Source organism: Nostoc sp. (genome assembly GCF_036917465.1).
Lineage (GTDB): Bacteria > Cyanobacteriota > Cyanobacteriia > Cyanobacteriales > Nostocaceae > Nostoc.
The window spans coordinates 81156-107160 of record NZ_JBALDL010000059.1 but is presented as its reverse complement, the minus strand read 5'-3'; the positions used below and the strand labels follow the sequence as shown (position 1 = coordinate 107160).

Annotated in this window: 23 protein-coding genes and 2 pseudogenes; 13 read left to right on the top strand and 12 right to left on the bottom strand. The window is 41.7% G+C overall.

What is annotated here, in order from left to right; all coding sequences use genetic code 11:
- Positions 1–85 precede the first annotated feature (85 nt).
- On the top strand, positions 86–577 hold the full coding sequence (locus V7K38_RS12820) for a Dps family protein (protein WP_334858258.1): 492 nt from the start codon (positions 86–88) through the stop codon (positions 575–577).
- A gap of 167 nt (positions 578–744) precedes the next feature.
- Here V7K38_RS12820 and V7K38_RS12815 read toward each other — a convergent pair whose 3' ends face one another.
- Positions 745–951 (bottom strand): RtcB family protein, encoded by a 207-nt coding sequence (locus V7K38_RS12815; RefSeq protein WP_334858257.1) that lies wholly within the window; start codon positions 949–951, stop codon positions 745–747.
- A 461-nt stretch (positions 952–1412) separates the two neighbouring features.
- Here V7K38_RS12815 and V7K38_RS12810 point away from each other — a divergent pair, with 461 nt between their 5' ends.
- Positions 1413–1712 (top strand): ferredoxin, encoded by a 300-nt coding sequence (locus V7K38_RS12810; RefSeq protein WP_334858255.1) that lies wholly within the window; start codon positions 1413–1415, stop codon positions 1710–1712.
- Between the two features lie 722 nt (positions 1713–2434).
- Here the strand turns inward: V7K38_RS12810 and V7K38_RS12805 are convergent.
- On the bottom strand, positions 2435–3337 hold the full coding sequence (locus V7K38_RS12805; RefSeq protein WP_334858253.1) for a S1 RNA-binding domain-containing protein: 903 nt from the start codon (positions 3335–3337) through the stop codon (positions 2435–2437).
- A gap of 121 nt (positions 3338–3458) precedes the next feature.
- Positions 3459–4199, bottom strand: a complete 741-nt coding sequence (locus V7K38_RS12800; RefSeq protein ID WP_334858251.1) for a dienelactone hydrolase family protein — start codon at positions 4197–4199, stop codon at positions 3459–3461.
- Between the two features lie 271 nt (positions 4200–4470).
- On the opposite strand from V7K38_RS12800, the gene V7K38_RS12795 reads away from it, so the two are divergent.
- The 3 genes from V7K38_RS12795 to V7K38_RS12785 all read left to right on the top strand — a co-directional run bounded on the left by V7K38_RS12795 (position 4471) and on the right by V7K38_RS12785 (position 6184).
- A complete protein-coding gene (locus V7K38_RS12795; RefSeq protein WP_334858248.1) occupies positions 4471–5454 on the top strand; it encodes a GntR family transcriptional regulator in 984 nt (327 codons plus the stop codon).
- A 186-nt stretch (positions 5455–5640) separates the two neighbouring features.
- A complete protein-coding gene (locus tag V7K38_RS12790; protein WP_334858246.1) occupies positions 5641–5784 on the top strand; it encodes a hypothetical protein in 144 nt (47 codons plus the stop codon).
- The gene (locus V7K38_RS12785; protein ID WP_334858244.1) at positions 5768–6184 is read left to right on the top strand and encodes a Uma2 family endonuclease; all 417 of its coding nucleotides are present in this window, start codon (positions 5768–5770) and stop codon (positions 6182–6184) included. The genes V7K38_RS12790 and V7K38_RS12785 overlap by 17 nt, the downstream gene beginning before the upstream one ends.
- 240 nt (positions 6185–6424) lie before the next feature.
- On the opposite strand, the gene V7K38_RS12780 is transcribed toward V7K38_RS12785, so the two are convergent.
- The 4 genes from V7K38_RS12780 to tig form a co-directional block, all read right to left on the bottom strand.
- Entirely contained in the window at positions 6425–7342 is a 918-nt protein-coding gene (locus tag V7K38_RS12780) for an alpha/beta fold hydrolase (RefSeq protein ID WP_334858242.1), read from the bottom strand.
- Between the two features lie 90 nt (positions 7343–7432).
- Entirely contained in the window at positions 7433–8773 is a 1341-nt protein-coding gene (gene clpX / locus V7K38_RS12775; RefSeq protein WP_334858240.1) for an ATP-dependent protease ATP-binding subunit ClpX, read from the bottom strand.
- Positions 8774–8782: 9 nt separating this feature from the next.
- Positions 8783–9481, bottom strand: coding sequence for an ATP-dependent Clp endopeptidase proteolytic subunit ClpP (gene clpP, locus V7K38_RS12770; RefSeq protein WP_334858238.1), 699 nt, complete (start codon positions 9479–9481; stop codon positions 8783–8785).
- Between the two features lie 323 nt (positions 9482–9804).
- A complete protein-coding gene (tig, locus tag V7K38_RS12765) occupies positions 9805–11244 on the bottom strand; it encodes a trigger factor (protein WP_334858236.1) in 1440 nt (479 codons plus the stop codon).
- Between the two features lie 897 nt (positions 11245–12141).
- Between tig and V7K38_RS12760 the strand changes: the two genes are divergently transcribed.
- The 3 genes from V7K38_RS12760 (at position 12142) to V7K38_RS12750 (ending at position 16242) form a co-directional block, all read left to right on the top strand.
- Positions 12142–13179, top strand: coding sequence for an aspartate-semialdehyde dehydrogenase (locus tag V7K38_RS12760; protein WP_334858234.1), 1038 nt, complete (start codon positions 12142–12144; stop codon positions 13177–13179).
- Between the two features lie 126 nt (positions 13180–13305).
- Positions 13306–14190 (top strand): 4-hydroxy-tetrahydrodipicolinate synthase, encoded by an 885-nt coding sequence (gene dapA / locus V7K38_RS12755; RefSeq protein WP_334858232.1) that lies wholly within the window; start codon positions 13306–13308, stop codon positions 14188–14190.
- Between the two features lie 279 nt (positions 14191–14469).
- A complete protein-coding gene (locus V7K38_RS12750; RefSeq protein ID WP_334858231.1) occupies positions 14470–16242 on the top strand; it encodes a ribonuclease J in 1773 nt (590 codons plus the stop codon).
- A 146-nt stretch (positions 16243–16388) separates the two neighbouring features.
- Here the strand turns inward: V7K38_RS12750 and V7K38_RS12745 are convergent, their stop codons facing one another.
- A complete protein-coding gene (locus V7K38_RS12745; protein ID WP_334858230.1) occupies positions 16389–17210 on the bottom strand; it encodes a lecithin retinol acyltransferase family protein in 822 nt (273 codons plus the stop codon).
- A gap of 264 nt (positions 17211–17474) precedes the next feature.
- Positions 17475–17717 (bottom strand): annotated as a pseudogene (locus V7K38_RS12740) (anion transporter); the annotation flags it as partial.
- A 476-nt stretch (positions 17718–18193) separates the two neighbouring features.
- Here V7K38_RS12740 and V7K38_RS12735 point away from each other — a divergent pair.
- Positions 18194–18571 carry a Mo-dependent nitrogenase C-terminal domain-containing protein gene (locus V7K38_RS12735; RefSeq protein ID WP_334858229.1) on the top strand — a complete coding sequence of 126 codons (378 nt, stop codon included), beginning with the start codon at positions 18194–18196 and terminating at the stop codon, positions 18569–18571.
- A 90-nt stretch (positions 18572–18661) separates the two neighbouring features.
- On the opposite strand, the gene V7K38_RS12730 is transcribed toward V7K38_RS12735, so the two are convergent.
- Positions 18662–20554, bottom strand: coding sequence for a caspase family protein (locus tag V7K38_RS12730; protein WP_334858227.1), 1893 nt, complete (start codon positions 20552–20554; stop codon positions 18662–18664).
- 198 nt (positions 20555–20752) lie between these two features.
- Between V7K38_RS12730 and V7K38_RS12725 the strand changes: the two genes are divergently transcribed.
- The 3 genes from V7K38_RS12725 (at position 20753) to V7K38_RS12715 (ending at position 22448) form a co-directional block, all read left to right on the top strand.
- Positions 20753–21235, top strand: coding sequence for a hypothetical protein (locus V7K38_RS12725; RefSeq protein WP_334858225.1), 483 nt, complete (start codon positions 20753–20755; stop codon positions 21233–21235).
- A 156-nt stretch (positions 21236–21391) separates the two neighbouring features.
- A complete protein-coding gene (gene rpmF / locus V7K38_RS12720) occupies positions 21392–21565 on the top strand; it encodes a 50S ribosomal protein L32 (RefSeq protein WP_094328804.1) in 174 nt (57 codons plus the stop codon).
- A gap of 277 nt (positions 21566–21842) precedes the next feature.
- Positions 21843–22448 (top strand): sulfite oxidase-like oxidoreductase, encoded by a 606-nt coding sequence (locus V7K38_RS12715; RefSeq protein WP_334858223.1) that lies wholly within the window; start codon positions 21843–21845, stop codon positions 22446–22448.
- Between the two features lie 43 nt (positions 22449–22491).
- Here the strand turns inward: V7K38_RS12715 and V7K38_RS12710 are convergent, their stop codons facing one another.
- Both V7K38_RS12710 and V7K38_RS12705 read right to left on the bottom strand, forming a co-directional pair.
- Positions 22492–23874, bottom strand: a complete 1383-nt coding sequence (locus tag V7K38_RS12710; RefSeq protein WP_334858222.1) for an aldehyde dehydrogenase — start codon at positions 23872–23874, stop codon at positions 22492–22494.
- A gap of 194 nt (positions 23875–24068) precedes the next feature.
- Complete coding sequence (locus tag V7K38_RS12705; protein ID WP_334858220.1) at positions 24069–25187, bottom strand: hybrid sensor histidine kinase/response regulator; 1119 nt, start codon at positions 25185–25187, stop codon at positions 24069–24071.
- 307 nt (positions 25188–25494) lie between these two features.
- Between V7K38_RS12705 and V7K38_RS12700 the strand changes: the two are divergent.
- Positions 25495–25839: pseudogene (locus tag V7K38_RS12700) on the top strand (transposase); the annotation flags it as partial.
- Between the last annotated feature and the right edge of the window lie 166 nt (positions 25840–26005).

Sequence of the window (26005 nt, the reverse complement as noted above, 5' to 3'; positions counted from 1 at the left end):
AATGGGGACTTAATTTATTTTCTTGCCAATGCCCAATGCCCAATTCCCCATTCCCAATTACATATAACTTAATTAGGAGAAAATTATGTCATCGAAAGTAACAGTAAAAAATGTAAATATCGGCATTGATCAGGCAAGTAGGGCTAAAATTGCTGAGGGTTTATCTTGTCTGTTGGCTGACACTTATACACTGTATCTGAAAACCCATAATTTCCACTGGAATGTCACGGGGCCAATGTTCCAAACCCTACATTTGATGTTTGAAACCCAGTATACAGAATTAGCCCTAGCAGTTGATTTAATCGCCGAGAGAATTAGAGCGCTTGGCTATCCTGCACCAGGAACCTACAGCGAATATGCCAAACTGAGTTCGATTCCAGAAACTCCAGGAGTTCCTAAAGCTGTGGAAATGATCCGCTTATTAGTGGAAGGACAAGAAGCCGTAGTCAGAACTGCACGGTCTATTTTCCCCGTGATAGAGGAAGTTAACGACGAACCTAGCGCTGATTTATTAACTCAACGGATGCAAGTACATGAAAAGACAGCTTGGATGTTGAGAAGCTTACTGGAAGAATAGGGACTAAACCTTTTTTCTCTATCTAACTAGCTGATTGCAAAATTATCATTAAATTTATGCAGTAATTGCATTAGTATCGGTTTGCGATAACTTCACAGATGCGATTCTAATATCAGGGAATAAAGATGGATACCCCTGGTGTTGACCAGGGGCTTTCTATTTAGGGGCTACGCCTTAAACGTCAACACAGGACTAAATCGCGCCACAACGTCAACCATTTCTGCCTCAACCTGCACATCAATCACAGACTGAATCGGTTTGGAGGCGGCGGGTGCTTCTTCAATGCGGTGTTCTTCACCCAAGGTAATTCTCCAGTTACCATCCATTGAACCACCTAAGAAGATGCGTTCGCTCTCTTGGGTAATTTGTTGCAAATCAGATTTGATTACACGATACTGTTATATAAAAACTTGGTATAAACCCATTATGTAACGTGCCTACAAATAGGTTTTTGTTAGCCTTGTTGTTGCAGGAAATTTTTTGATTTCAAACTTCCTTAATTTTATTGATTTCCTTGACAAAAATCTTCTCTTATGGGTTAAAAATTCCTATAACAAATTTAGATAACATCAAATTTAATCATGTTTTACTAGTGAGTAGATAGCTTTTTATTATCACTGCCTGAATAGAGTAGTAAATACATAAACAAAACTTATCAGGATTAAGTAACTAAATTTCATTACTAATCGGGTTCAATTTCCAGTTACATAGTTTAATTTTTCTCGTAGTATCAGAATTGAAGCAAATATAAACTAGCGGCTAATTCCATAGAACACCCGCAACCTTTGCCTTAAGATAACTTATACTACCGTTCACAAAAGAGAGGATTACTCAGATGCCAACTTATAAAGTTAGACTAATCAACAAGGAAGAAAATCTAGACACAACCATTGATGTTGAGGACGATACCTATATTCTAGACGCTGCTGAAGAGAAAGGTTTTGACCTGCCCTACTCTTGCCGCGCTGGTGCTTGCTCGACCTGTGCAGGTAAAATTGTATCAGGTACAGTCGATCAAGGCGATCAATCATTCTTAGATGACGATCAAATAGAAGCTGGATATGTACTTACCTGTGTTGCTTACCCAACTTCTGATGTCACAATCGAAACTCACAAAGAAGAAGAACTCTATTAAGAGCAAAACTAAATAGCCAAAAACCTATTCCATTGGTGATTTGTAGTTGGTTAACATCTGGATTGAGCGATCGCCGAACGTCTCAATGCTGCAAGAATTACATCTCCTACACTGAACCAAAACGGTTACAGTGTAGGCTTCCAGCAGACCGATAAATAGCATTGCCCACACTTCCCCCTCAGAATAAATTCTGCGGCTTATAGGAAAGGTATTCTGACAACTGAAATTCTGATTTTACCTGCATTTATAGCCAAGGATACGCTTAAACTTGGTTGCTTTAATAGCCTCTAGCGCATTATCTTCTACTGTTTGTAACAAAACGGAAGGCACACTTGAATACTGTCGTCGTAACAGCGCGTAAAAGTATTTGTGTGCCTTATTTTTGTTAAATGTTTTGTTCTCTATTGCTTAGTCAATGTGTGCATCAAATATAGCTGTACACTCTTCAATAACGAACAATATCCGCACTCGCTAAAGCCGTGCTATCATGCACCCCATGTCCTCATCAACCTATGAGAGGTGTACTCGTTGTCACCTATTTTCATCCTCACCTGACTAAGAGTTGAATGGGAAAAGCGTCTCTTAGAGGGTGAGGGCTTCCGATATCCGTTAATTTTTAGGCGCTATTCACCGATTAATCTCACGTATCGGAGGTGTGATATCTACGACGTGGTGTAGCTGCGGCATTATTTATGCGTTTGTGCAAATAGCCAACCTCAAAACTATTCAGAAGCTTTGTTATTAGCTCTATTAGCACGCGCCTCAGCCGAAGCCATCACCTCATCCATATTTTCTAGCACTTCACCAGGGAAGTTTTCTAGAACTCTGGTAGAAAGAGCAACTCGCCCTTTCCCCTCATCCAAGTCAATAATTACAGCTTTAATTGGCTGACCAACTTGAAATACCTTTTCCAAAGAATCAATGAATTTTTGGCTTACCTGCTTGATATGAAGCAAAGCCCCCATACCATTTAAATCAACAAACACACCAAAAGGTTTGATGCCAGTAACTTTACCTTCCACCAGTTGACCTAGTTCTAATAAGCTGAAGTTGCTAGAACGAGTTGCTAAACGTTGAGAAAGGATGAGTTTGTTGGTGTTTTTATTAATTTCCAAAAAGCCCACAGTCAGATTTTGACCTTTGAGTGCTTCTAAATTATCACGCTCTGCCAAGTGCGATCGCGGAATAAACCCTCGCAAAGAAAGAATATCGACGGTAACACCACCTTTATTCACACCCATAACCCGTACTTGCACAGTCTGAGTATTTTCCTGCATTTCGGCCAATCGTTCCCAGATGTGCTGGATTTCCAACTGCTTGCGAGAAAGGGTGACTTGACCTTCTGCATCCTGATCCCGGATAATCAAAAACTGCATTTCTTCTTGCAATGGCAGCACTTCCGATAAATCGGTAACTGCTCTCAAAGAAGCCTCATCGCGTGGGAGAAAAGCTGACGACTTACCACCAATATCGACATAAGCTCCATCATGGTCAAGTTGAAACACTTTACCATGTACAACTTGTCCCTTTTGAAACTGGTAGTCGTGTTTTTCTAGTGCTTTGGCAAAATCGTCCATTGTAAATGACGAATTGGCTGTTTGAGAAAGTTTCGATTCGGAATTCATGACTTTTGAAGATTAATTTTTATTTGAGCTAATGCCATTGAAGTTTAGATTGTTATTAGTCATTTGTCCTTTACAAATAACAAATGACTAATGACCAAAGACGGACTTGGGTGCATGGTTTTTAGTTCAGTTGACCAAAAAGTTGTTTTACCTGCTCCCAAGCATCTGCTGCCGCTTTAGGATTATAACTGGCACGAAGGTCACAGAAAAATCCGTGATCAGCTCCATCGTAGCGAAACACACGATGAGGAATTTTATATTTTTCTAACTCTGTTTCAATCTCATCTACTTGTTCGGGTGGAATGCTAGCATCTTCTTTACCAAAAAAGGCATAGACAGTTCCTGGAATTTCTCTGGTGCGGCTGACAGTGGGAGCGCCACCTCCTGGTGTGCGAGTGGTAATTCCAGCACCGTAGAAGGAAGCTGTAGCTTTAATATCTGGTAAGGTGGCTGCAAGATATGCAACATGACCGCCAAAGCAGAAACCAATACAGCCAAAGCTATCCTTTTTGACCTGGGGGAGATTTTTGAGGTAGTCAATTGCTAATTGGATATCGCTCGATAACTCTGATGCTTGAGTTTGCATAGCGTAACCTCTGCCCGTTTCAATATCTTCGGGTGTGTATCCGGTTTCAAAGCCAGGAGCAGTGCGTTGAAAAAGTGCAGGTGCGATCGCTACATACCCAAGTTTGGCAATCCGTTCTGTAACATCCCGAATGTGAACGTTGATACCAAAAATCTCTTGTAATACCACGACTCCTGGGTAAGAGCCAGGTTCTTTTGGTTCTGCAAGATAAGCAGACACTTGAATATTATCTTGCAAAAGATTAACCGTTGTGGTAATTATTGCTTGCTCTGTCATAATAATTTTTACCAGTGCTGTGTGATTAGCCGTGTGTTTATTTGATATAACTATGCCAGTATGCCCAGGTTTTTTGTAATTAAATTATCAATAGACATTTCTACCAGAAAAGCTTCATGTGTAAATAGAATATTTGATATGTAGCAAATGCATCTGGACACAAAAAGAGTGCTGAGTAGAAAAGCAATACTTAATACTCAAACCTCAGCACGGGCTAAAAGCCCCGCTACCGCTAACAGAACTCAGCACTTAGTATTCAGGAGGTTTGGTGATGATTCAATTCCGTATTCAGCCAGACAGCGAAATTCCCGCATCAACCCAGCTGTTTAATCAAATCCGATTTGCGATCGCTTCCCGGCAATATCCCCCAGCGTACAAATTGCCAAGCACACGGGCGCTGGCAATGCAAACTGGATTACACCGTAATACCATTAGCAAAGTTTACCGTCAACTAGAAGAAGACGGATTCGTTGAAAGTATGGCTGGTTCAGGAATTTATGTTCGCCCCCAAGGTCATGAGGGCGGTAGCAGGCTGCAATCACCAATTCTCAAACAAAATCCTGATGCATATCAAGTTGTCCAGAAAGCACTTGACGATCTGCTTACCCAAGGATGTTCACTCAATCAAGCCAGAGAGCTATTTTTAGCAGAAATTGACTGGCGCTTGCGTTGTAGTGCGCGGGTACTTGTTGCAGTGCCATCCTATGACATGGGTGCTGGTGAATTGATGGTCTATGAATTAGAGCGATCGCTAAAAATCCCAATCCAGTTGGTAGCAATGGAAGAATTAACAGCCGTGTTAGATAAAACTACCTCTGCGACAGTAGTCACAAGTCGGTATTTTATCAGTAATGTAGAAGCGATCGCAGCTCCAAAAGCCGCACGGGTGATTCCTCTGGATATCTACGACTACAGCAAAGAACTCAGTCTCTTGAAAACCCTACCAAAAGAAAATTGTGTAGGCATAGTTAGCCTCAGTTCCGGGATTGCACGAGCCGCAGAAGTCATCCTCCACGGTCTGCGGGGAGATGAACTACTAGTCATGACTTCCCAACCAAAAGATACTTATAAACTTCAAGCTATGGTTAAACGGGCTGAGGTAATCATAACTGATCAAGCCAGTTTTGCAGCCGTGCAAGCAGCCGTACAAGCAGCCGATGAAGACATTATTCGTCCACCGAAGCTAATTAAAGTTGAAAATTATATCGGCACTAACTCGATTAACTTACTAAAACGAGAATTAGGTTTGAGTTAATTCAAAGATAAATGGATTTACGCAAACAATAGTCAAAACCCTTATTTCCAGGTAGGGGCAATTCATGAATTGCCCCTACCAAGTTCACTTTTGCGTAAGTCCTAGATAATTAAGAGAAGGGTAAAAATATCTATCATCTATATTGATTCACCTACTTATCAATCAAAGCAACTGTTGAGAGGCGATATGAATATTCCACTTCTAGACCATCCCATACAAGAGAAACTTGTAACGATAGCTAATGTTTCCTGGGAAGAATTCAAAGGTATAGAGGCACAGTTAAAAGACAACCGCAATAGGAATATTAGAAATTATGTCGCCCATTGGTGAAAAACATGAGTACGTAAAAAGAACTCTTGGCTATTTGCTAGAAGCTTACATGAGAGAGTTTGGTATCCGGTTCTACGGCCGCGGTGGTTTCACTCTCGAAGAACCTGGGTATGCTTCTGGAACGCCAGATGAATCTTACTGCATTGGCAGCAATAAAGAAACGCCAGATATTGTTATTGAAATCATTGTTACTAGTGGCACTATTAACCGTAAGGAGTTATTCAAACCCAAGAAAGTACCTGAAGTTTGGTTCTGGAAATCCGACCAAATAAAGATATTCCGGTTAAACGCGGTTGGCGAATATAAAGAAGTAAACCGTAGTGGTTTCTTACCGAATTTAGATCCAACTTTGTTGCTAAAATATATCGCCCATCCTGACCAGTACGACGCTATTGCCTAATTTTTGCAAGCTATCCAACAAGAACTTCTTGCAACTAACTTTGATTCAAGAACAGATACTAACTATCTCAATCCACAATGAACGCTTAACAAAAAAATTAACAGGAGCTTCCAAATAGAGAAATATCCAGAACTGGCGCAAAAACCCTCTCTATTTTTCCTCTCTCTGCCTTCTCTGCGCGACAGTCGCTCTGGGGGAAACCCCCATGCGCTGCCTTGTCTCTGTGGTTCGTTTAAGTCATCACACCTGGGGTTCTGGTATGGAAACTTGCAAAAACTCTTGCACTAGTTGCATATAAGTTGGAGCATCTTCCAACATCGGGAAATGTGCTGTGTTGGGAATCATCACAAATTCTACTTTGTCATTCAGTGCAGCTGCTTTACGCCCCATCTCGGCTGGAATAATCTTGTCATACTCCCCCGCCACGAGCAGAGTCGGTACTGTTAGCTTGGCAAACTCAAGCGGCATCACTTCAGATTGAGTCTTACTAACAGAAGTAAAAATTGTACCCAAAGCTGCATCGTAATCAGCTTCGAGAAAATCTTGTAAAAAAGCTTGACGCTCAGAATGTGGTATTGGACTATATAAAAATCTTGCCATAAACATCCGGTCAACAAATGGGATTTTACTTAACCACTTGGGACGGAATTTCACCACATAGCCACCGAATTTATGAAAGGCACTAAAAGATTTTTCGTCGTACTCAAAAATACCGCTACAGGTTAGAATTCCTCGTTCCACTCGTTGGGGGTAGCGATTAAAAAATAAAGCGGCAACAGAAGCGCCCATTGAGTGAGCATTGATATAGACGCGCTGAAGATGCAACCCATCTAACAAAGCTGCCAAATCCTCAGCATATTCTTCTAATTCATAAGTCAACTCTCTGATTGCCTCTGATTCTTCTTGCAGGGACTCAGACTCAGCAACAGCTTCACTTGCTTGGGCTAAGGTTGGCTTACCACCAGAACGGCCAAATCCTCGCAAATCGTACAGTAAACAATCAAATTGCTCTGATAAAGTATTAGCGGTATTTTGCCAATACCTAGCCGAACCAGCCCAACCGTGCATAAAAACCATCGCTGGTTTTACCAAAGAACCAGATGGTTTTTTCACCCATTCGTAGTAATGCTCAACGCCACGAACTTTAATATAAGGCATTAGTCATTTGTCCTTTGTCAGTTGTCATTAGTCATTTGTACATGGTTATTATTCCTTAGTTTTTGACCAATGACCAACGACCAATGACTATTAAGCAGATTCTGGCTTAGGTAGTGAAGATGGATGGATTATCAGTTCGGCAGTTGATCGCTTCTCGACCATCTCCCGTGTTACTGTACAACGTGTCACATCCTTACGGGATGGTAATTCGTACATGACATCCAGCATAAGTTCTTCGATAATCCCCCGCAGCGCTCTAGCACCAGTTTTACGGCGGTAGGCTTCTTGAGCGATCGCTCGTAAAGCTTCTGCTTTAAAATCTAACTGGACATTATCCATCTTCAGCAGTTTTTGGTACTGCTTGACTAAGGCGCTGCGTGGTTGGGTGAGAATCGCCATCAGCGCTTCTTCATCTAGCGGATCTACTACTGCTACCATTGGCACGCGCCCAATAAATTCAGGAATCATGCCAAATTTTACTAAATCGTCCGGTGCTAGATGGCGAAGAGTATCTGCTGCCCGTTTTTCTTTCGTTTGGACTTCTCCAGGTTGCACAAAGCCTATTGCTTTTTTGCCAACTCTCTGATCCACAACCTTTTCTAAGCCTACGAAAGCACCACCACAGACGAACAAAATATTACTTGTATCAATCTGGATGCAGTCTTGATAAGGATGCTTGCGCCCTCCTTGGGGTGGTACATTGGCGATCGTTCCCTCTAACATTTTCAGCAACGCTTGCTGCACGCCTTCGCCAGAAACATCGCGGGTAATTGACGGGTTCTCACTCTTACGAGCAATTTTGTCAATTTCATCAATATAAATAATTCCTCGTTGCGCTTCTTCTATATCTAAATCTGCCACTTGCAACAGTCGCAGCAAGATATTTTCCACATCTTCTCCCACATACCCTGCTTCCGTTAGCGTCGTAGCATCAGCTACGGCAAAGGGAACATCTAGGATTTTCGCTAGGGTTTGCGCTAAAAGAGTTTTGCCGCAACCAGTCGGGCCAATTAACAAAATGTTGGACTTTTGGAGTTCTACAGCATCATCCGCCCCACCTTTCCCACTGCCTTTAGACTGAATAACTGCTAACCGTTTGTAGTGATTGTAAACGGCTACTGACAGCACTTTTTTGGCTTCGTCTTGACCAATAACGTGTTCGTCTAGATACTTTTTAATCTCTCTTGGCTTGGGTATTTGATTAAACGAAATATTAGAAGATTGAGTCCGTCGTTTTTGAGGTGGTTCTGCTCTTGGTGCAGGTTGTGCTGCTGCACCACTGGTATCGAGTAACTCTTCGTCTAGTATTTCATTACACAAGTCAACGCATTCATCGCAGATGTAGACTCCCGGCCCTGCGATTAATTTACGCACCTGCTCTTGAGACTTGCCGCAAAACGAACATTTTAAATGGGAGTCGTACTTAGACATACCAGCCTCTTATTTCACAATGGTGACGTTTTCCCCTGCTGTGGGAAGATTTTGCCTGGAAATTACCTGATCGATCAAACCGTAGTTTTTTGCCTCTTCTGCCGACATGAAAAAATCGCGCTCAGTATCTGCTTCAATTCTTTCTAAGGGTTGACCAGTATGATGAGACATTAACTGATTCAACTTAGCCTTAACGTAAAGAATTTCTCTAGCTTGAATTTCAATGTCAATAGCTTGACCTTGAGCGCCACCAAGTGGTTGGTGAATCATAATCCGGGAGTCGGGTAGAGACATTCGCTTACCCGCAGCACCTGCTGTCAACAAAAATGCGCCCATGCTCGCGGCTAACCCAAAACAGATGGTAACAACATCAGGGCGAATTTGCTGTATTGTATCATAGATTGCCATCCCTGCGTAGACCGAGCCGCCAGGAGAATTAACATACATTTGGATGTCTTTCTCTGAGTCTTCGGAATCTAGGAATAACAATTGAGCCACAATTGAGTTGGCTACGGCATCGTCTATTGGCGTTCCCAAAAAGATAATCCGCTCTCGCAGCAGGCGGGAGTAGATGTCGAAAGCCCTTTCTCCCATGCCAGATTGTTCTACCACCATCGGTACGATGTTGCTAGGGCTGTTCAGCTGGGAGTTAATGTTTATTCGACTTTGGTTGCTGATGGGGTAGTTTACCGACTGCGATACAAACATACAAGCTTTCTTTGACGATAATTTAGGACAGATGTTTCAGCAGCAAATGCTGCCTTTTCAATGAATGGAATTTTTATAGCTACGTGTTAACCATTATGCCTCATATAATTTCCTCTCGTGTAACACCGTATCAAGCTCAGTCCATAACATATGTCACAATTTGCCGAAAATTCATTACATTATTTAATTATTTATTGGGAATTGAGAATTAGAAATTGGTTATTTTCCCCCTGCTCCCTGCTCCCCCACTTCCTTCCTTACCTTACCCATTTCACCAGTACTTTAACTCAGAACTGGTGAACTTATGGCTGTGGGATTTTTTCTTATCCTTCTGTAACTTCTGTGGAAGGTTCGCTGCTTTCTTCCTCTGTCTGAGGTACATCACCCTCACCATCGGATTCTGCGGCTTCCTCTTCCTCGGCGAGACTCAAGGAACCTTCGGGTACAAGTTCAACAGATGAATGTTCTAAGAGCCAATCAATGGTTTTTTCGGTTAGTAGTTCGTTTTCCACGATTGAGCGTAATTTATCTTCATCAACATCCTGCTCCTCTGGGTACTGTTCCAAAAGTTCTTTGACTCTGGCTGCGATTTCTTCTGGTGTTACCTCAATAGATTCGCGTTTACCGACTTCCCGCAAAGACAAGGAACGTTTGATGCGTTCAATTGCTTCAGTACGCGATCGCTCCCGCAATTGAGGAATAATATCTTGAGTAAACAACTTCTTTACATCCAATCCCTGCTGAGACAGCCGCATTGCTGTTTGGGTTAGCATTGCATCCACTTCTTGCTCAACCAAGGTTAGTGGTAAGTCAACTTCTACATGCTTAAGCAGTTCCGTTAACAACGCCTCCTGCTTATTTGCTTTTGTTTTGTCGTCCGCCTCTTTTTGATATCGCTCTACCAAAGAAGCACGTAACTCCTCTAAGGTTTCAAAATCGCTGATTTCTTGAGCAAAATCGTCATTTATTTCTGGTAGTTCCTTTTCCTTTAGTTCTTTGAGCGTCACTGTGAAAGTTGCCGCTTTTCCAGCTAAATCTTCATTAGCATAGGGATCTGGAAACTGCGCTGCAATTTCTTTGGTTTCTTCAGGATTCATCCCTACTATTCCCGAAATAAAGCCCGGAATAAACTTATCTTCCTGCAACTCAACTTGAAAATCAGTCGCTTCGGCTCCAGGAATCGGTTCTAGTTCAGCTGTTTCGTGTTCGCCCTCAGCTTTGGCGAATGAACCTTTAAAATCGACTACGGCTATATCGCCGATTTGGGCTGCACGTCCTTCCACAGGAATCAATGTCGCTAATTCTTGACGTTCCTTGTCGAGACTACTCTCCACTTGTTCTGGATCGTACTTGACTTCTTCGGCTTGGAAAAGCAAATCAGTGTACTGCACTAGATTTACTTCTGGTTCTACATCGACAGCAGCCGAAATCGTCAGAGGTTTTCCAGGTTCATAATTCTGAATCAAATCCTCAAAGGAGGAGCGCAATTGCGGCTGGCCTATTGCCGGGATAGCTTCTTGTTTAACTGCTTGCTCAATGCAATCTTGAATTAGTTCTTCCAGCGCTGCTGCCTTTATACGAGTCGTACCCAGCCTTTGTAGTAATATTGTCCGAGGTACCTTGCCTTTACGAAACCCAGGAATATTGGCAGTACTCGCTAAGTTTTTAATCACCTGTTCGTAAGTTTGCTTGGTAATTTCCGGCGTAATCTCTATTTCCAGGCCAATTTGGCTGGCGGGAAGTTTTTCCTGGGTAACTTTCATGCTTCGTCTCTAGTTTTCTGGTATTTTAATCTCCGAGTACACACAAGACGCAATAAAATTGTTCGCGTTTATGGCTTGATGTCTCTTGGGAAGGATGGGAGGTTGTCACAAGGTTTTATGACATCCAAAGATGGATGGTGTGTCCTGGCACAGAGATCCAGTTTACTGCCAATGACCAAGGACTTGACAATTTACTGTCATAACAATTATTGACACTCCCAGGGCTAGGAGCCTCTGGGGTTTCTTGCCTAATATTTGTAATAATTACTCAATCATTACCGATTGGAAAGAGTTTAATGCCTATTTTCCAGCCCGTAATCTTCAGTCAGTCTGAATTTAACACTGGAAACTCAAGAATTCATTATTCGCTGGGCTAACACCGTGATATCCTGGTTTTCAGTCAGTAGCTAATACTTCAAAGTTATAGCATTGAGTGTAGCTATACTTAATGGTGTCGTAGCAAATATGCTACCTTACCTTATATCTAAATTTGATAGTTTGCTGATTTTATACCATTTTCATCATGGGACATTCATTATCCTGACAATCAATCAACTTTACAACAAAGACGCTTATTCACCTTACAGGTCAAAAGCCTAAGTGCAGATATATCTATTCTATTTTTCTGCTAGATGGCAGTTTGTTGTAAAATAGTATAATCTAGTCTAGATAAATGAAAAAATTAGATTGACAACCGTTGTAAAATGCAACATCACTTAACTGATTAAATAACCAAGCAAATAAATTTATTATTAGATATATAAAATAGACTAAATTAGAGAAAAATCTAAATCAATTCAAAATTTATTTCAAGACTGCGATCGCTATTTAAATATAAACAAATTGTCAATTGTTCCGAAAAATTGCAGAGTAAGTTTCTTAAAGGAGGAAGCAAGTTTGTCGAAATCCTATCGTTTGGCTATTTTGGGAGCGACTGGTGCAGTTGGCACAGAGTTGCTGGAGTTATTAGAAAGCCGTAATTTTCCAATTGCTGACTTGAAATTATTGGCATCAGAGCGGAGTGTCGGGCGATCGCTCCAGTTTAAAGGGGCAAATATCCCAATAGAGCCAGTCAGCGATCGCGCCTTTGAAAATGTCGATATAGTACTAGCTAGCGCAGGTAGTTCCACATCTAAAACTTGGGCAGCAGTTGCTGTAGAAAAGGGCGCAGTGGTAATTGACAACTCCAGCGCCTTTCGGATGAACCCGGAAGTTCCCTTAATAGTGCCAGAAGTAAATCCCCAAGCCGCAGCTAATCACCAAGGCATTATTGCTAACCCCAACTGCACAACAATTTTAATGGCTGTGGCAGTATGGCCATTGCATAAAGTTAAACCAGTACAACGCATCGTGGCTTCAACCTACCAATCTGCTAGTGGCGCTGGTGCTAGAGCAATGGCAGAGGTCAAAACCCAAACAAGCGCTATACTACAAGGACAACCGCCAGTTGCTGAGGTTTTGCCTTACCCACTGGCATTTAATTTATTCCCCCATAACTCACCATTAAACGATTTGGGCTATTGTGAGGAAGAAATGAAAATGGTCAACGAAACCCGGAAAATATTTGGCACGCAGCAAATCAGAATTACTGCGACCTGTATACGGGTTCCCGTACTCCGCGCCCATTCAGAAGCCATTAATTTAGAATTTGAGACTCCCTTTAGTGCAGAGGAAGCCAGAGAAATTTTAAATTCCTCCCCTGGAGTAAAATTGGTAGAAGATTGGGAAACTAATCATTTTCCGATGCCAATTGAAGCAACTGGTAAAGATGAAGTCTTAGTGGGAAGAATTCGCCAGGATATTTCTCATCCCTGTGGCTTGGAATTATGGTTGTGCGGCGACCAAATTCGCAAAGGTGCAGCATTAAATGCAATACAAATCGCCGAGTTACTAGTAGAGAAAAATCTACTCAAACCATTAGCTATTAGTCATTAGTCATTGGTCATTAGTCATTGGTAAGTGACAAAGGACAAATGACACTTGAAAGGAATTTGCAGATAGGTTATCACAATAGAAAACCACCAAGATACAAAAACATGGGTAATCAGGAGTGAAAACAGGGTGGGAGATTTTGGCAATGTTTTAACCGCTATGATTACGCCGTTTAAAGCAGACGGTAGTGTAGATTATGGTGTAGCGGCAGAACTGGCAGCGCATCTAGCTAACAACGGTACAGATACATTGGTGGTGTGCGGCACAACAGGAGAATCGCCTACCCTGACTTGGGATGAGGAATATCAGTTGTTTGTCGAGGTATTACAGTCTGTGGCAGGAAAAGCTAAGGTAATCGCAGGTTGTGGATCAAATTCCACCAAAGAAGCGATCGCAGCCACCCAAAAAGCGTCTAAGATAGGAGTACATGGTTCCTTACAAGTTGTTCCTTATTACAACAAACCGCCGCAAGCGGGATTGGAGGCGCACTTTAAGGCAATAGCACAAGCCTGTCCCGACTTACCATTGTTGTTATATAACGTCCCAGGTCGTACCGGACAAAACCTTCAGCCAGAAACAGTTGCCCGGTTAGCTAAGGTTAGTAATATTATTGGGATTAAAGAATCCACTGGTAGCATAGATCAAGCAAGCGAAATTCGTCGCTTGACACCAAAAGAATTCCACATCTATTCTGGTGATGATTACATGACTTTGCCCTTGTTAGCGATCGGGGCAAAGGGTGTGGTAAGTGTGGCTTCTCATCTGGTAGGAAACCAACTACAGCAAATGATCCAAGCTTTTAGTGCGGGGAAAACTGAAGTAGCTAGCGAGATTCATCTCCAACTATTCCCGTTGTTTAAAGCTTTATTTCTAACTTCAAATCCCATTCCAGTGAAAAAAGCACTGAAACTTCAAGGTTGGGAGGTTGGTTCAACTCGTCCGCCGCTATGTGAAGCTGATTTAGAAGTAAGTCAAAAGTTAGAAGCGGTTCTGAAAGAACTTAGTTTAATCTAGGCATCATCTGGTTAAGGGCTGTTAATCTGCTGCTTTCTAAAGATACATATAAACAATGATCATAATTGTTCATAAGTTGCAATTTAAAAATCTGTGTTACGAGTGGTAGACATACTATAAATTCTTCAATGTACAGTCGCTTTTATTGAATAAAAAATTGAAATCTTCAATTAAAACTTGATTGCTTTGGGACTGAATTAAGAGACAAATGATGTTGTCTTAAATACAAGTCCGTTAACTATCAACTAAATTATCCACAAGTAACAATCTAAGGAGAAAATGGCTAAAAACGAAGCTAATAATTCCGCCTTGAAAATTATTCCTTTGGGCGGTTTACACGAAATTGGGAAAAATACCTGTCTTTTTGAGTATGACGATGAAATTATCCTGTTAGATGCAGGATTGGCTTTTCCCACAGAGGCGATGCATGGAGTAAATATTGTTCTCCCAGATACAACTTATCTGCGGGAAAATCGCCACAAAATTAAAGGGATGATCGTTACTCACGGTCATGAAGACCATATTGGCGGCATTGCTTTCCATCTCAAGCAATTTGATATCCCCGTGATTTATGGCCCAAGACTAGCTATGGCAATGCTAGAGGGTAAATTGGAAGAAGCAGGAGTGCGCGATCGCACAGAAATTAGAACTGTTCTACCACGAGATGTAGTCCGAATTGGCAAAAACTTTTTAGTCGAATATATCCGCAACACGCACTCTATCGCTGATAGTTTTACTGTTGCCATTCATACTCCCCTTGGTGTAGTAATTCACACAGGGGATTTCAAAATTGACCACACCCCAGTAGATGGTGAAAAGTTTGATTTGCAACGCCTAGCAGAACATGGAGAAAAAGGCGTTCTTTGTCTGCTAAGTGATTCCACTAACGCTGAGATACCAGGATTTACACCTTCGGAACGTTCAGTTTATCCCAATCTGGAGAGAGTATTTAGTCAAGCCACAGGGCGATTATTCGTCACAACCTTTGCTTCTAGCGTCCATCGCATCAATATGATTTTGGATATCGCCAAAAAGCAAAACCGTGTAGTGACGATTGTGGGGCGTTCCATGCTCAACTTGATTGCTCATGCTCGCAATTTAGGTTACATCAAGTGTGAAGATAATCTGCTGCAACCATTGCACGCAGTCCGCAATCTACCTGATGAAAGAGTACTAATTTTAACTACAGGTTCTCAGGGTGAGTCAATGGCAGCAATGACCCGCATTGCCAACAAAGAACATCCTCATATTAAAATCCGCGAAGGAGATACGGTAGTATTCTCTGCTAACCCAATTCCCGGAAATACGATCGCTGTAGTCAACACCATTGATAAATTGATGATTCAAGGTGCAAAAGTGGTCTATGGTCGGGATAAAGGGATTCACGTCTCTGGTCACGGCTGTCAGGAAGAACAAAAACTGATGATTGCCTTAACTCGGCCCAAGTTCTTTGTGCCATTTCACGGCGAACATCGGATGTTAGTGAAGCACGCAGAAACGGCTCAGAGTATGGGCATTCCCGCAGAAAACATGATCATTATTCAGAATGGTGATATTGTCGAACTGACTGAAGATGCTATTCGCGTCGCTGGTAAAGTGCCATCTGGTATTGAATTGGTGGATACTACCAGTTCGGGTATGGTAAGTTCCAAAGTTTTACAAGAACGGCAACGCATGGCTTCAGAAGGCATTATTACCATTGCAGCTGCCATTGATTGGAATGGTAAACTGTTGGCCAAACCAGAAACTCACCTCCGAGGTGTAGTTACAAGTGTAGAGCGATCGCTGCTACAAACCTGGGTAAAACAACGGATTGAAGAAATCCTCACTGTGCGCTGGACAGAATTTGCTCCTGAGCAAGGTGAAGCAGCAGATATAGACTGGGGTGGATTACAAGGAACTTTAGAACGAGAATTGCAACGTTCCATCCGTCGGGAATTGCAATGTCAGCCATCTGTAACTTTGTTGATGCAAATTCCTGATGAGCCACCTGTAAAAGTTGCCGACGGCAGAAGACGACGCACTCGGACTGCTGCTCAAGTAGCATCGTAATTTAAGGTAAAATTTCACGCAGAAGCGCAGAGACGTAGAGTTTTTCTAACGTCTTTGTGCTTTGGTGTGAGATTTAGAAAAAAATTATTTGCTTTTATAAAATTGAGTCGTTGCGTATAAATAACTTTACCGGAAGTGCTGATTTATTATTCTGATATCCATTTCCAGAAACAATAAGCACCATAACCAACTGCTGCCGCTGCAACTGCTGGTGCTGCAACCGTGATAGCTACACCTGCTGCCATACCACCGCCAACTGTCGCCCCAACAGCCGCTAACCCTGAAGTTATTCCAGCAGCACTCAGACCAGCAACGCTTCCAGCAGCTGCAACAGCACCAACGGCTCCCGCAGTGCCAGCAGCAGCACCAACAGTCGTCATCGTTCTGCCAACAGCACGAGCTTCTCGCTCGTCGCTAGTAAGATTTTCATCATCTTCTAAAACCCTATTCATTGCCAGGGTTGTTATAGCAGCAGGAGCCATACCAAGTGCGCCAATGCCTGCAACAGCTCCCCCACCAACAACTCCACCAACTGTAGCCAGACCTGACATAATCCCGGCTCCACTTAGCCCAGCCGCGGCTCCGGCAGCACTCACAACACCAATACTACCTGCAACTGCGGCTCCACTTCCAGAAGCTCCTCCTGCCGTTGCTCCAGCATTTTTGACTTGTTCGCTTGCGTGTATACCTGTTTTACACCATGTAGCAAAGTGTTCACAATTATTACCAAACAGGTCATAGATATTTTCCCCCAATCGGCTTTCGGCACGTTGAATTACAACATCAGGTAAGTCAGAACTACCATACTCCCTTAGAAATACTGTCTTTCCAGATGTAAATGAATCCCAAGAAACACGAGAAATATTTCCCTGATTTTTTGTGTAGTGGACAACCGTACCATCACCGCAGTCGATACCATGATGGCTGTAACCACCACAATGAAAGTAAATATGATCGCCTTTTCTCATGTTGTAGTCGCCTTTAATACTTGGTTGTTATTAGTAGCAACAAAACTATTGGTTGCCTAAGATATTTGTGGCACACTCTTTATCTGGATTACTAGAGTGATTAAGCTGAGTTAGCTTAAAATTCTCCAATAATATTTATCCAGTTTTTATACATCAAAAATTAATTGAAGCCAGCATTTACACATAAAAAATAAAAGGTAATCCTTTATAAATGTCTGAGTTTAATTTTGAGCAAGTGATCGCACTGCTATACTTCACGCACATTCAATGAACCCAGAGGTATACCAGAACTAGAGTACACACTGTTAAAGACACTCCAAACCTTAGATGTTCCCAAAAAAAAGTTAGTTTGTAACCTAAATCAGCAGCAGCTTCTACAACTATTAAGTTGGCGACTGAACCAAATAAAGTTAAATTCCCTGCCAAAGTTGAGCCGGCTGCCAACAATAGCCAATACTTCGTGTCACCTGAAGGAACCAGAGGATGCAGAAGAAGTACAGGCGGAAGCATCTACTCACAAAGCCAACCCACCTGGCTTTCAGCCGCAGTAATATCTAAAGACTTCTCTGTACGTCTACAGTCTCCAGCTAGCAATGAACAAGACATACTTACGTGAGAAAGTGGGAACACTGAGCGGAAAAATGCCTTCTAGGGTATTACTGATGTTTATACTTAGCAAAAAAACTTTTAGAGAGACCCTATATTAAGTTCTGTAAATGTTACACTAAAACCTATCCAATGACTGATGTCTTTACTAAAATCTAAACTATGTCAAGTTATGAACAAGATCGTAATATTACACTACCGATCCCCAGAAATTTGCGATTAACTTGACGTAGTAATAAATTAGGTTCTGACTTAAGTGGCTAATTAGGTATTATATTATATCGCAGTCAGGACGCGATTTTTCCGGGAAAGTTCGTTGCCACGTTGTATATATTCATCAAAAAGGTGAATAACCTCAATAATACAGAGGATAAACCATGAAGGTATTCGACAATACCACAAAAAAGATTTTTCTGGCTAGCTGGGTATCAATCAATCAAGCAGAGACTAGTCAACACAAAGTAACCCAGCTAAACCGTTCCATTTCTAAGCCTTACTGGGATATTCTCCGACCTTTACGGCAGCGTGTAGAAAACATTCAAGTCAGCGATCGCCAACTAGCTCACCGTTTATGCAAACTAATCCCATCTCAGTGTCCCTTTGAGCGAGATGTCAAAGTATTTGGGAAAACCTTGTTTCACATTCCGCCAATGTGCAAACTCAACCCCTTATATGACGAAGTGGTTGGTTTACGTTTCCGAGCGCTGTGCTATCTAGCCGATGAATGCGGCGAAGATATATCACAGTACTGTTGAATCAAAAGTCAGGAGTCAGGAGTAATGGGTCAGGGATCAATAATATAACTCCTAACTCCTAACTCCCTGCTATTTTTTACTATTTTTTTATTATTTCTTTTGCCATTTTTGGATGGCATCTTGAGCGTCTTCGTAAGCGCCTGTCTCCTCTGGTACTAAAGTAGCAGTCGCAATCGCCGCATTCCGATCTCCTTCGGTGGCGCGACGCTTTGCCAGGTCTAAAATTTTCTCACTCCATTTATTGATCGATTTTTGGGCACTATCAAAGCCTGGTTGACCTGCGGGTACTTTCTTGGCAACTTCGATCGCCCGATTGTAGGTAGATGCCTGTCCAGACTTAATTAAGCCATTAGCTGCATCTAAAAGAGTTTTGTTACTCACATACTGCTTACCCTCTAGTCGCCAGAGGTTAATTGCTGCTTGTGCTTTGGCATAAGCAGCTTCATCTTTGGCGATTAATCGAGCGGCGGCAATAGCAGCAGCATACTGTCTCTGTTTAGCACGACCCTCTGCTAAATCTAAAATCATTCGACTCCAAATCTTAATATTCTCCTGAGCTTGTTCGTATAGTGGTTCACCGGGTTTAATTTTCCGGGCTGTACTGATCGCCATGCTCAAATCGCTAGCCTGAGTTTGTCTGAGCGACATTTTCGCTAGGTCTAATACTGCTTGATTCCGTTTTTTCGACTCGGAATTAGAATTTATTTGAGCGCTAGATTGGTTATTGACTCTAACTACTGGAGTGCGTAGGCGTAGCCCGTCGTAGACATCGCTTGGTAAATTCTCAATGACCTGGCGATCGCTAGCAGTAGCATTGGGTGATGTGCTTGATATTTGCTTAATTCTAAAAGTTTCTTGATTGCGGAGAAAAACTACAGCAATTAAACCTGCTACCAGCAAGCTGCCTCCGCCCCACAAGATAAACTGTTTCCAAAAAGGGATACTTGGCTGGTTCAGTGGTAATCGAGAGACGTAACCTTTGGCAGAATTGGGGATAAATCTTCCCCTCGGATTCCCTCCTAAAGAAGTTTCCGCCATTGGCTGAGAAACTAGGCTAGTAGCTGACTCTTGGACTTTAGGCTTCTCAACCTTGTGAGCCTTCACCTGTTGGGAAGAGTTCACAGTAGCTTCTCCCCATCTGCCGCGTTCTGCTGAAGTTCTAGGGTAATCATCGAGGGGAGGGGCTGCAAGGGCGACAGCAAAAGACTCTTCTGGATAAATCACCGGATTTGCTTCAAATTCCTTTTCAATTAGCAATTCTGGCAAGATTACCTGCGCTCTTGATGGGATAATCGTCGCAGGATTTTGGACAGGCCGCCAGTGGTGGTGACATAATTTTGGCACGATCAGGCTTAGATAGCTTTCTAAATCTGACAAGTTGCTGCCATTACCAGAACGCAAAGCTTCTAACAAGGCTGCTGTAAAGAATCCGTGACCTAATTCGCTACTTTCGTGGGAAAATTGCTCTGGTTGACAAGAAAGAATTGTCGCAAGTTGTAGTTCTTGGGCTAGTTCTATTGTTTCTTCACCAACAGGAGCATCCGCTTGAGTGCCAAAAGCGCGGTTGATATCAAGTAGTAGCAATACATTCAAGTCAGCAAGTTGGAGACTTTGCATTAGCGATCGCAATTCTATGCCAGTCTCTTGTACGAGTTCGGGGTTGCCTTCTGCTGGCATTAAGTAATCTTTGCCCTTGTAGTTGACTCCATAACCGCTAAAAAATAACCACAGATAGTCTTCTGGTTGCCAACTTGTCGCTGCCAAATCTTCAAGTAGCAGTAGAATATTCTCTTTAGTTGGATAAGTCGATCTATCTCCCATTGGCGGCGAAGTATCCGTCATTAACAGACAGTGTTTGGGGAGAAAACCTGCCTCTGTCACCAACAAATCCTCTAGTGCCTCAGCATCCGCTTGGGCACAACTTAAAGGTTGAAATAACTGATAGTGATTGATGCCAATCGCGATCGCCCAGTAATTTGCCATCCCGCTCTTTGTCAGTTATTGTAAGTGGTCTTAAAATTGCGGTTGGCTTTGCCAAAAAACAAAGCTAACCTATGTCTTGTCGTCTCGGTGATTCTCATCGAATCTTAAGTTAGAATGTAATTTTTGTTACGTTAAATTGTCGGAAAATACCTTTTACCTAATTTCAATAACAGATCCTTACTAAGGAGATAGAAGGTCATGAGCAAGATTTCTGCTCACCTACCATCATCGATCGCTCCCTTTTCAGTTATTAGCCAAATTGCCAGACAAATCCGGATAATTCCTTTATTAATTTTGCTCGGATCTACCATTCCTGCGTGGTTTTTGACGGAAGCGCTCGCACCCCAGGTTGTGCGAGCTTACACCGCTAGAGTCGATCTAGCTATTGACCGCTTGCCGGAAGAAAACTATGAAACCGTTCTCCGAAGGGCGGAAGCGGCAGCTAGGGCAGCTGCTCAGAGGAGCTTCGACCAAGATATCTTGGTGACAGATGTTTCAATAATTATCTCAGTACAAAATTATGGAGCGATCGCACCAGTTCTGGCATTAGATGTGAGTCGTCCCCAATGGCGATCGCGTCCTGATGCTCAAAATTGGGCCACTTATTTTAAAACGGCGCGATCGCTACTTTTCTTTGACAATACCTCTACAGCAGCTAGCAGTGTACCAACCAAAAAATGACAGGTTGAGCTAGACACGGAGACGCAAAGAGTGAAAGATTGAAAAAATTCCCTCTGTCCCCGTGTTTTACTTCAGTCTCAACCACTTACTGTTGTTCTTCACGTCAGTGGATGGACTAGAATAAGAAGGTTGTCAAGAATCACGATATCTGCTGACATGGCTGTTCCTAAGAAGAAAACTTCCAAATCAAAACGAGATAAACGTCGAGCTACCTGGAGACACAAAGCTGTCGTCGAAGCTCAGAAAGCCCTATCTCTGGGTAAGTCAATTTTGACTGGACGTTCTACATTTGTCTATCCAGCTGCTGAAGAAGAGGAAGAAGAATCATAATTTCCCAGTCAGGGAAAGCATAAACAGCACCAATCTTCTTACACTGGATAAACGCTTTTTATTCGCTTTCCTGATTGCATCTTGAATCATAGATACTCTACACAAGCTCATTAAAACGAGAAAAATTGGTAGTGAGTAATTGGGAAGATCCATTACCCATTACCTATCATTAATGAGTAACAATTAAGTAATCATATAAAAGTAAAACATCTGGTAGTGTTAGCAACTCAGTAAGAAAGCTTGTAAACACCTTGAGAAAACTTATTTTTCTCCAACTATGCTAGGAAAATTTTTTCATAAACCAGGGAAAGAAGAGGGGGAACGTGTCCCTCCTGGTCAACACTTAGCTAAAGGTTTCCCCGTATTAACTTACGGCGCAACTCCCCAAGTCAGCATTGAGGAATGGGAGTTTAAAGTTTGGGGTTTGGGAAAACCTGCTACCTTTAGTTGGTCAGACTTTATGGCGCTACCTCAACACGAATTCACAGTAGACTTCCACTGTGTAACGCGCTGGTCTAAGCTTGATGTCAAATGGACTGGCATTAAAGTTACAGATTTCATGGGTCTGATTGAGCTAGACCCGAAAGTAGCCCACATTATGGAACACTGCTATGGCGGCTACACTACCAATATTTCTGTAGAAGATTTTGTCCGTGAAGAAAACTTCTTTGCCTTTAAAGTCTTTGGTGAAGACCTTCCATCTGAACACGGTGGCCCGATGCGGCTAGTTGTTCCCCACCTCTACGCTTGGAAAAGTGCTAAGTGGATTAATGGTTTAGAGTTTTTGGCTGGTGAAGAACTTGGTTTTTGGGAGCGCAATGGTTATCATCGTCGTGGTGAACCTTGGGCTGAGGAGCGTTACAGCAACGCTTTTGGGTTTTAGGAGACGCGATTAATCGCGTCTCTATCCCTAACTTCTAACTTTTTTAACCCAAAAGTTTCTTTATGAGTGGTAGTTTGCCCGCATAAGGAGCGTATCGCCATTTTAAATCGAGCCAGAAGGAGTTTTGCAATACACTTTTTTTATGGGAAAAGGTGTCAAAACTAGCTTTACCGTGATAGTTGCCAATACCGCTATCTCCTACTCCACCAAATGGTAAAGACGAGACAGCAACCTGCATCACTGTGTCATTGATGCAGACTCCACCAGATGAAGTTTCCTGCAAAACTCGTTTTTGCAGGTTTTTGTTTTGAGAAAATAAGTATAACGCCAAGGGTTTGGGTCGAGAGTTAATAAAGGCGATAGCTTCAGCAATGTCAGTATATTCAATAATGGGTAAAATGGGGCCAAAAATCTCTTCCTGCATTACAGAATCTTCCAAAGAGACATTATCAATCACTGTGGGGGCGATATAACGCTCTGAAGGTTGATTTTCTCCACCGATGATAACTTCACCATCTTTGAGAAAATTAACCAACCTCTGAAAGTGTTTTTGACTAATAATCCTAGCATAATCAGGACTGCTTACAGGATTATCACCATAAAACTCTTTTAGGCATTTTTTCAGTCCATCTATTAAATCTTTTTTAATTTTTTTATTAACTAAAAGATAGTCAGGGGCGATACAAGTTTGTCCAGCATTAATAAATTTGCCCCAAGTAGTTCGTCTGATAGTGTGTTCAAGATTAATATCACTATCTACGATACAAGGACTTTTACCACCCAATTCTAAAGTAATTGGTGTCAGATGTTTAGCCGCCGCCGCCATAATGATTTTGCCGACGGCTGTGCCACCAGTAAAAAAGATATGGTCAAACTTTTCTGCAAGTAGTTTTTCACTTGCTTCTACGCCTCCTTCAACCACTGCAATATAAGCGGGGTCAAAATGTTTGGCAATAATCTTAGCGATGACACCAGAGGTATGAGAAGCAATTTCTGAAGGTTTGATAATTGCACAATTACCAGATGCGATCGCACCTACTAACGGTGAGATAATTAACTGAAATGGATAGTTCCAAGGGCCAATGATTAAAACAACCCCTAACGGTTCTGGATAAATCCTCGCTGAGTAGGAAAAAAAATCAAAAGAAACGGCTGCTTTTTTAGGCTTAGTCCAGCTATTGATATGTTTTATAGCATAATCAATTTCTTTAACTACACCTATTTCTGTAAGGTAAGTCTCCAATTGTGGTTTATGTAAATCTGCGTGCAATGCCTCGACTATTGCTTGTTCATGCTCAATTATTGCTTGCTTGAGATTTTTAAGTTGTTCAATGCGAAAAGTGACATTTTTAGTTTTGCCAGTTTTAAAAAACTCTCGCTGATTCTGGATAATATCGCCAATGTTAGATAATTCAGTGGTAATCATTGTTTTATACCCTAAAAAACTATGTTTTTAATGTAGTGCTGCTATCTCAGCGGATTTAATTCGTCAATTTTTCGTGTTTGATTTTCTAATTGGAATATTTACTTTCAATTCTTGGTAGATATTAGTAAAGTTATAATTTCTGAAATATCAGGATAAAATACTCCGTAATTCATAAATTATAATTGCTAATTTTCTCATGTTGTGGTGGGTAAAAGGACAATAAATACACTATTTTTGCCCAAGTCAGAATTCAGCCAAATAATGCCTTGATGTGCCTCGACAATTCGACGAGCAAGGTAGAGTCCTAAGCCACTACCAGAACTCTTGTGGCTACCTTGACGAAATCGTTCAAATATGGAGGCTTGTTCTTCACTGGGAATACCTAGACCAGTATCCGCGATCTCAATGCTAATATATTCAACGGAATTGGGTTTTCCAGATGTGAACTGATGTTGGGAAGTGAAACGAATAGTCACAGATCCAGAATCGGTAAATTTGATCGCATTGCCGATAAGATTTGTAAATAAACGATGCAATTCTAAGCGATCGCCCATAACTGTGTTTGACTCTTCAGTAAAATCTAAATTTAGCGACAGTTTTTTATCTTGAGCTAGAGGTGCTAATTCTCCAGTCACCTCCTCTAGCAAACGTCCGAGACTAACTGGTTGAAATACCAAGCTTTTGCGACCTGCTTCAAAGCGATAAACTTCTAATAAGGTGTTGACCATAGTTAGCAGGTTGATATTACTACGGGTCATGATGGTGATTACTTCCTGCATTTGCGGTGATAATGTTCCCAAAGCACCTTGTTGAAATAGCATTAACATGCGATCGGCAGCTACCAAGGGAGTGCGTAAATCGTGAGTGAGGCGGGAGACAAAATCTTCTCGCTGACGGGCAATTTCATCACGTTCATCCATACTATGCTTCAAACGTAAGAGCGATCGCACTCGTGCCAGCAATTCATCTACTGTTACAGGTTTGCGGATAAAATCATCAGCACCCAAATCTAATCCGTGGGCGACATTGGGCGCATCATGGGCAGTAATCAGTAGTATGGGTATGTATTGCGGCAGTTTCATCTCTCCACGAATATATTTAGTGACTTCGTACCCATCCATACCTGGCATCATCAGATCCAGTAGAACCAAGTCACAAGGAGAAGTTTTCAATTCTGCCAAAGCCGAAATACCATTTTCTGCGGTGCTAACTGTGTAACCTTCTTCCTCCAAAATAGTTTTGATCAAAAACACGTTATCAAGAGAGTCATCAACTACCAGAATTTTGCCAGAACGAGAAGATTGTGAAGTCATATCGACGCAAGGTATGGGATAAAAGTAAATTTTTTTAAGACTAGCTGTATTTGTAACAATTTGCCTGCCAAGTTTTTTAGTAAGTCTGCCTACTAAATTTTTTACTAGCAATTTTGTATTCCCTGGAGTTGAGAATTTTCTTCTAAGTACAGTTTGGCTGGTTTTTTTGCTAAAAAACAACTCACTAATTAGGGCTTGCTGGTTAAGGCTGAAACCCTTGTATCAATAGTGATTGAAGTCTATAAATCGAACAAAAGTGCAAGGCAACCGGGCAAAATGGGTAAAAATCCTAACATAAACATAAAAAATGTATCGAAAAATTGAGACTATACCTACTCCAGTAGAAAAGTTTGAACTGCCATTTGAGGGGCAGTTGGCAGAAGATAATAGATGGGTAATAATGGCGAATTTGATTCCGTGGTCAGAATTTGAAGATGAATATGCGAAACAATTCACGATTGAAATGGTGGCACCAGCAAAGTCTTTTCGGACAGCCATAGGAGCTTTAATAATCAAAGAAAGATTGGGATTAAGTGATAGAGAAACAGTAGAACAAATAAGAGAAAACCCATATTTACAATACTTTATAGGATTGAACAGCTATAGTAATGAAGTACCATTTGAGGCATCAATGTTAGTTCATTTTAAGAAGGGTTGGATATATTGCTTAAGAAATTGGATGCTAAACGGAACATTGAGCGCAATCAAGTTTATAAAAATTTATCTTTGTACTGTAAAGAAGATTTACTCAGTAAAATTGCTTTTATTACCTTTGAACAGAAAGACTATTTTTTTAAACAAAAAACTGTAGAGGCATA

What these genes read in the sequence shown, in the direction of transcription:
- V7K38_RS12820 (WP_334858258.1), top strand. Translation starts at nt 86, where the DNA reads ATGTCATCGAAAGTAACAGTAAAAAATGTAAATATCGGCATTGATCAG.
- V7K38_RS12810 (WP_334858255.1), top strand. Translation starts at nt 1,413, where the DNA reads ATGCCAACTTATAAAGTTAGACTAATCAACAAGGAAGAAAATCTAGAC.
- V7K38_RS12805 (WP_334858253.1), bottom strand. Translation starts at nt 3,337, where the DNA reads ATGAATTCCGAATCGAAACTTTCTCAAACAGCCAATTCGTCATTTACA.
- V7K38_RS12800 (WP_334858251.1), bottom strand. Translation starts at nt 4,199, where the DNA reads ATGACAGAGCAAGCAATAATTACCACAACGGTTAATCTTTTGCAAGAT.
- V7K38_RS12795 (WP_334858248.1), top strand. Translation starts at nt 4,471, where the DNA reads ATGATTCAATTCCGTATTCAGCCAGACAGCGAAATTCCCGCATCAACC.
- V7K38_RS12790 (WP_334858246.1), top strand. Translation starts at nt 5,641, where the DNA reads ATGAATATTCCACTTCTAGACCATCCCATACAAGAGAAACTTGTAACG.
- V7K38_RS12785 (WP_334858244.1), top strand. Translation starts at nt 5,768, where the DNA reads ATGTCGCCCATTGGTGAAAAACATGAGTACGTAAAAAGAACTCTTGGC.
- V7K38_RS12780 (WP_334858242.1), bottom strand. Translation starts at nt 7,342, where the DNA reads ATGCCTTATATTAAAGTTCGTGGCGTTGAGCATTACTACGAATGGGTG.
- clpX (WP_334858240.1), bottom strand. Translation starts at nt 8,773, where the DNA reads ATGTCTAAGTACGACTCCCATTTAAAATGTTCGTTTTGCGGCAAGTCT.
- clpP (WP_334858238.1), bottom strand. Translation starts at nt 9,481, where the DNA reads ATGTTTGTATCGCAGTCGGTAAACTACCCCATCAGCAACCAAAGTCGA.
- tig (WP_334858236.1), bottom strand. Translation starts at nt 11,244, where the DNA reads ATGAAAGTTACCCAGGAAAAACTTCCCGCCAGCCAAATTGGCCTGGAA.
- V7K38_RS12750 (WP_334858231.1), top strand. Translation starts at nt 14,470, where the DNA reads ATGGCTAAAAACGAAGCTAATAATTCCGCCTTGAAAATTATTCCTTTG.
- V7K38_RS12745 (WP_334858230.1), bottom strand. Translation starts at nt 17,210, where the DNA reads ATGAGAAAAGGCGATCATATTTACTTTCATTGTGGTGGTTACAGCCAT.
- V7K38_RS12735 (WP_334858229.1), top strand. Translation starts at nt 18,194, where the DNA reads ATGAAGGTATTCGACAATACCACAAAAAAGATTTTTCTGGCTAGCTGG.
- V7K38_RS12730 (WP_334858227.1), bottom strand. Translation starts at nt 20,554, where the DNA reads ATGGCAAATTACTGGGCGATCGCGATTGGCATCAATCACTATCAGTTA.
- V7K38_RS12725 (WP_334858225.1), top strand. Translation starts at nt 20,753, where the DNA reads ATGAGCAAGATTTCTGCTCACCTACCATCATCGATCGCTCCCTTTTCA.
- rpmF (WP_094328804.1), top strand. Translation starts at nt 21,392, where the DNA reads ATGGCTGTTCCTAAGAAGAAAACTTCCAAATCAAAACGAGATAAACGT.
- V7K38_RS12715 (WP_334858223.1), top strand. Translation starts at nt 21,843, where the DNA reads ATGCTAGGAAAATTTTTTCATAAACCAGGGAAAGAAGAGGGGGAACGT.
- V7K38_RS12710 (WP_334858222.1), bottom strand. Translation starts at nt 23,874, where the DNA reads ATGATTACCACTGAATTATCTAACATTGGCGATATTATCCAGAATCAG.
- V7K38_RS12705 (WP_334858220.1), bottom strand. Translation starts at nt 25,187, where the DNA reads ATGACTTCACAATCTTCTCGTTCTGGCAAAATTCTGGTAGTTGATGAC.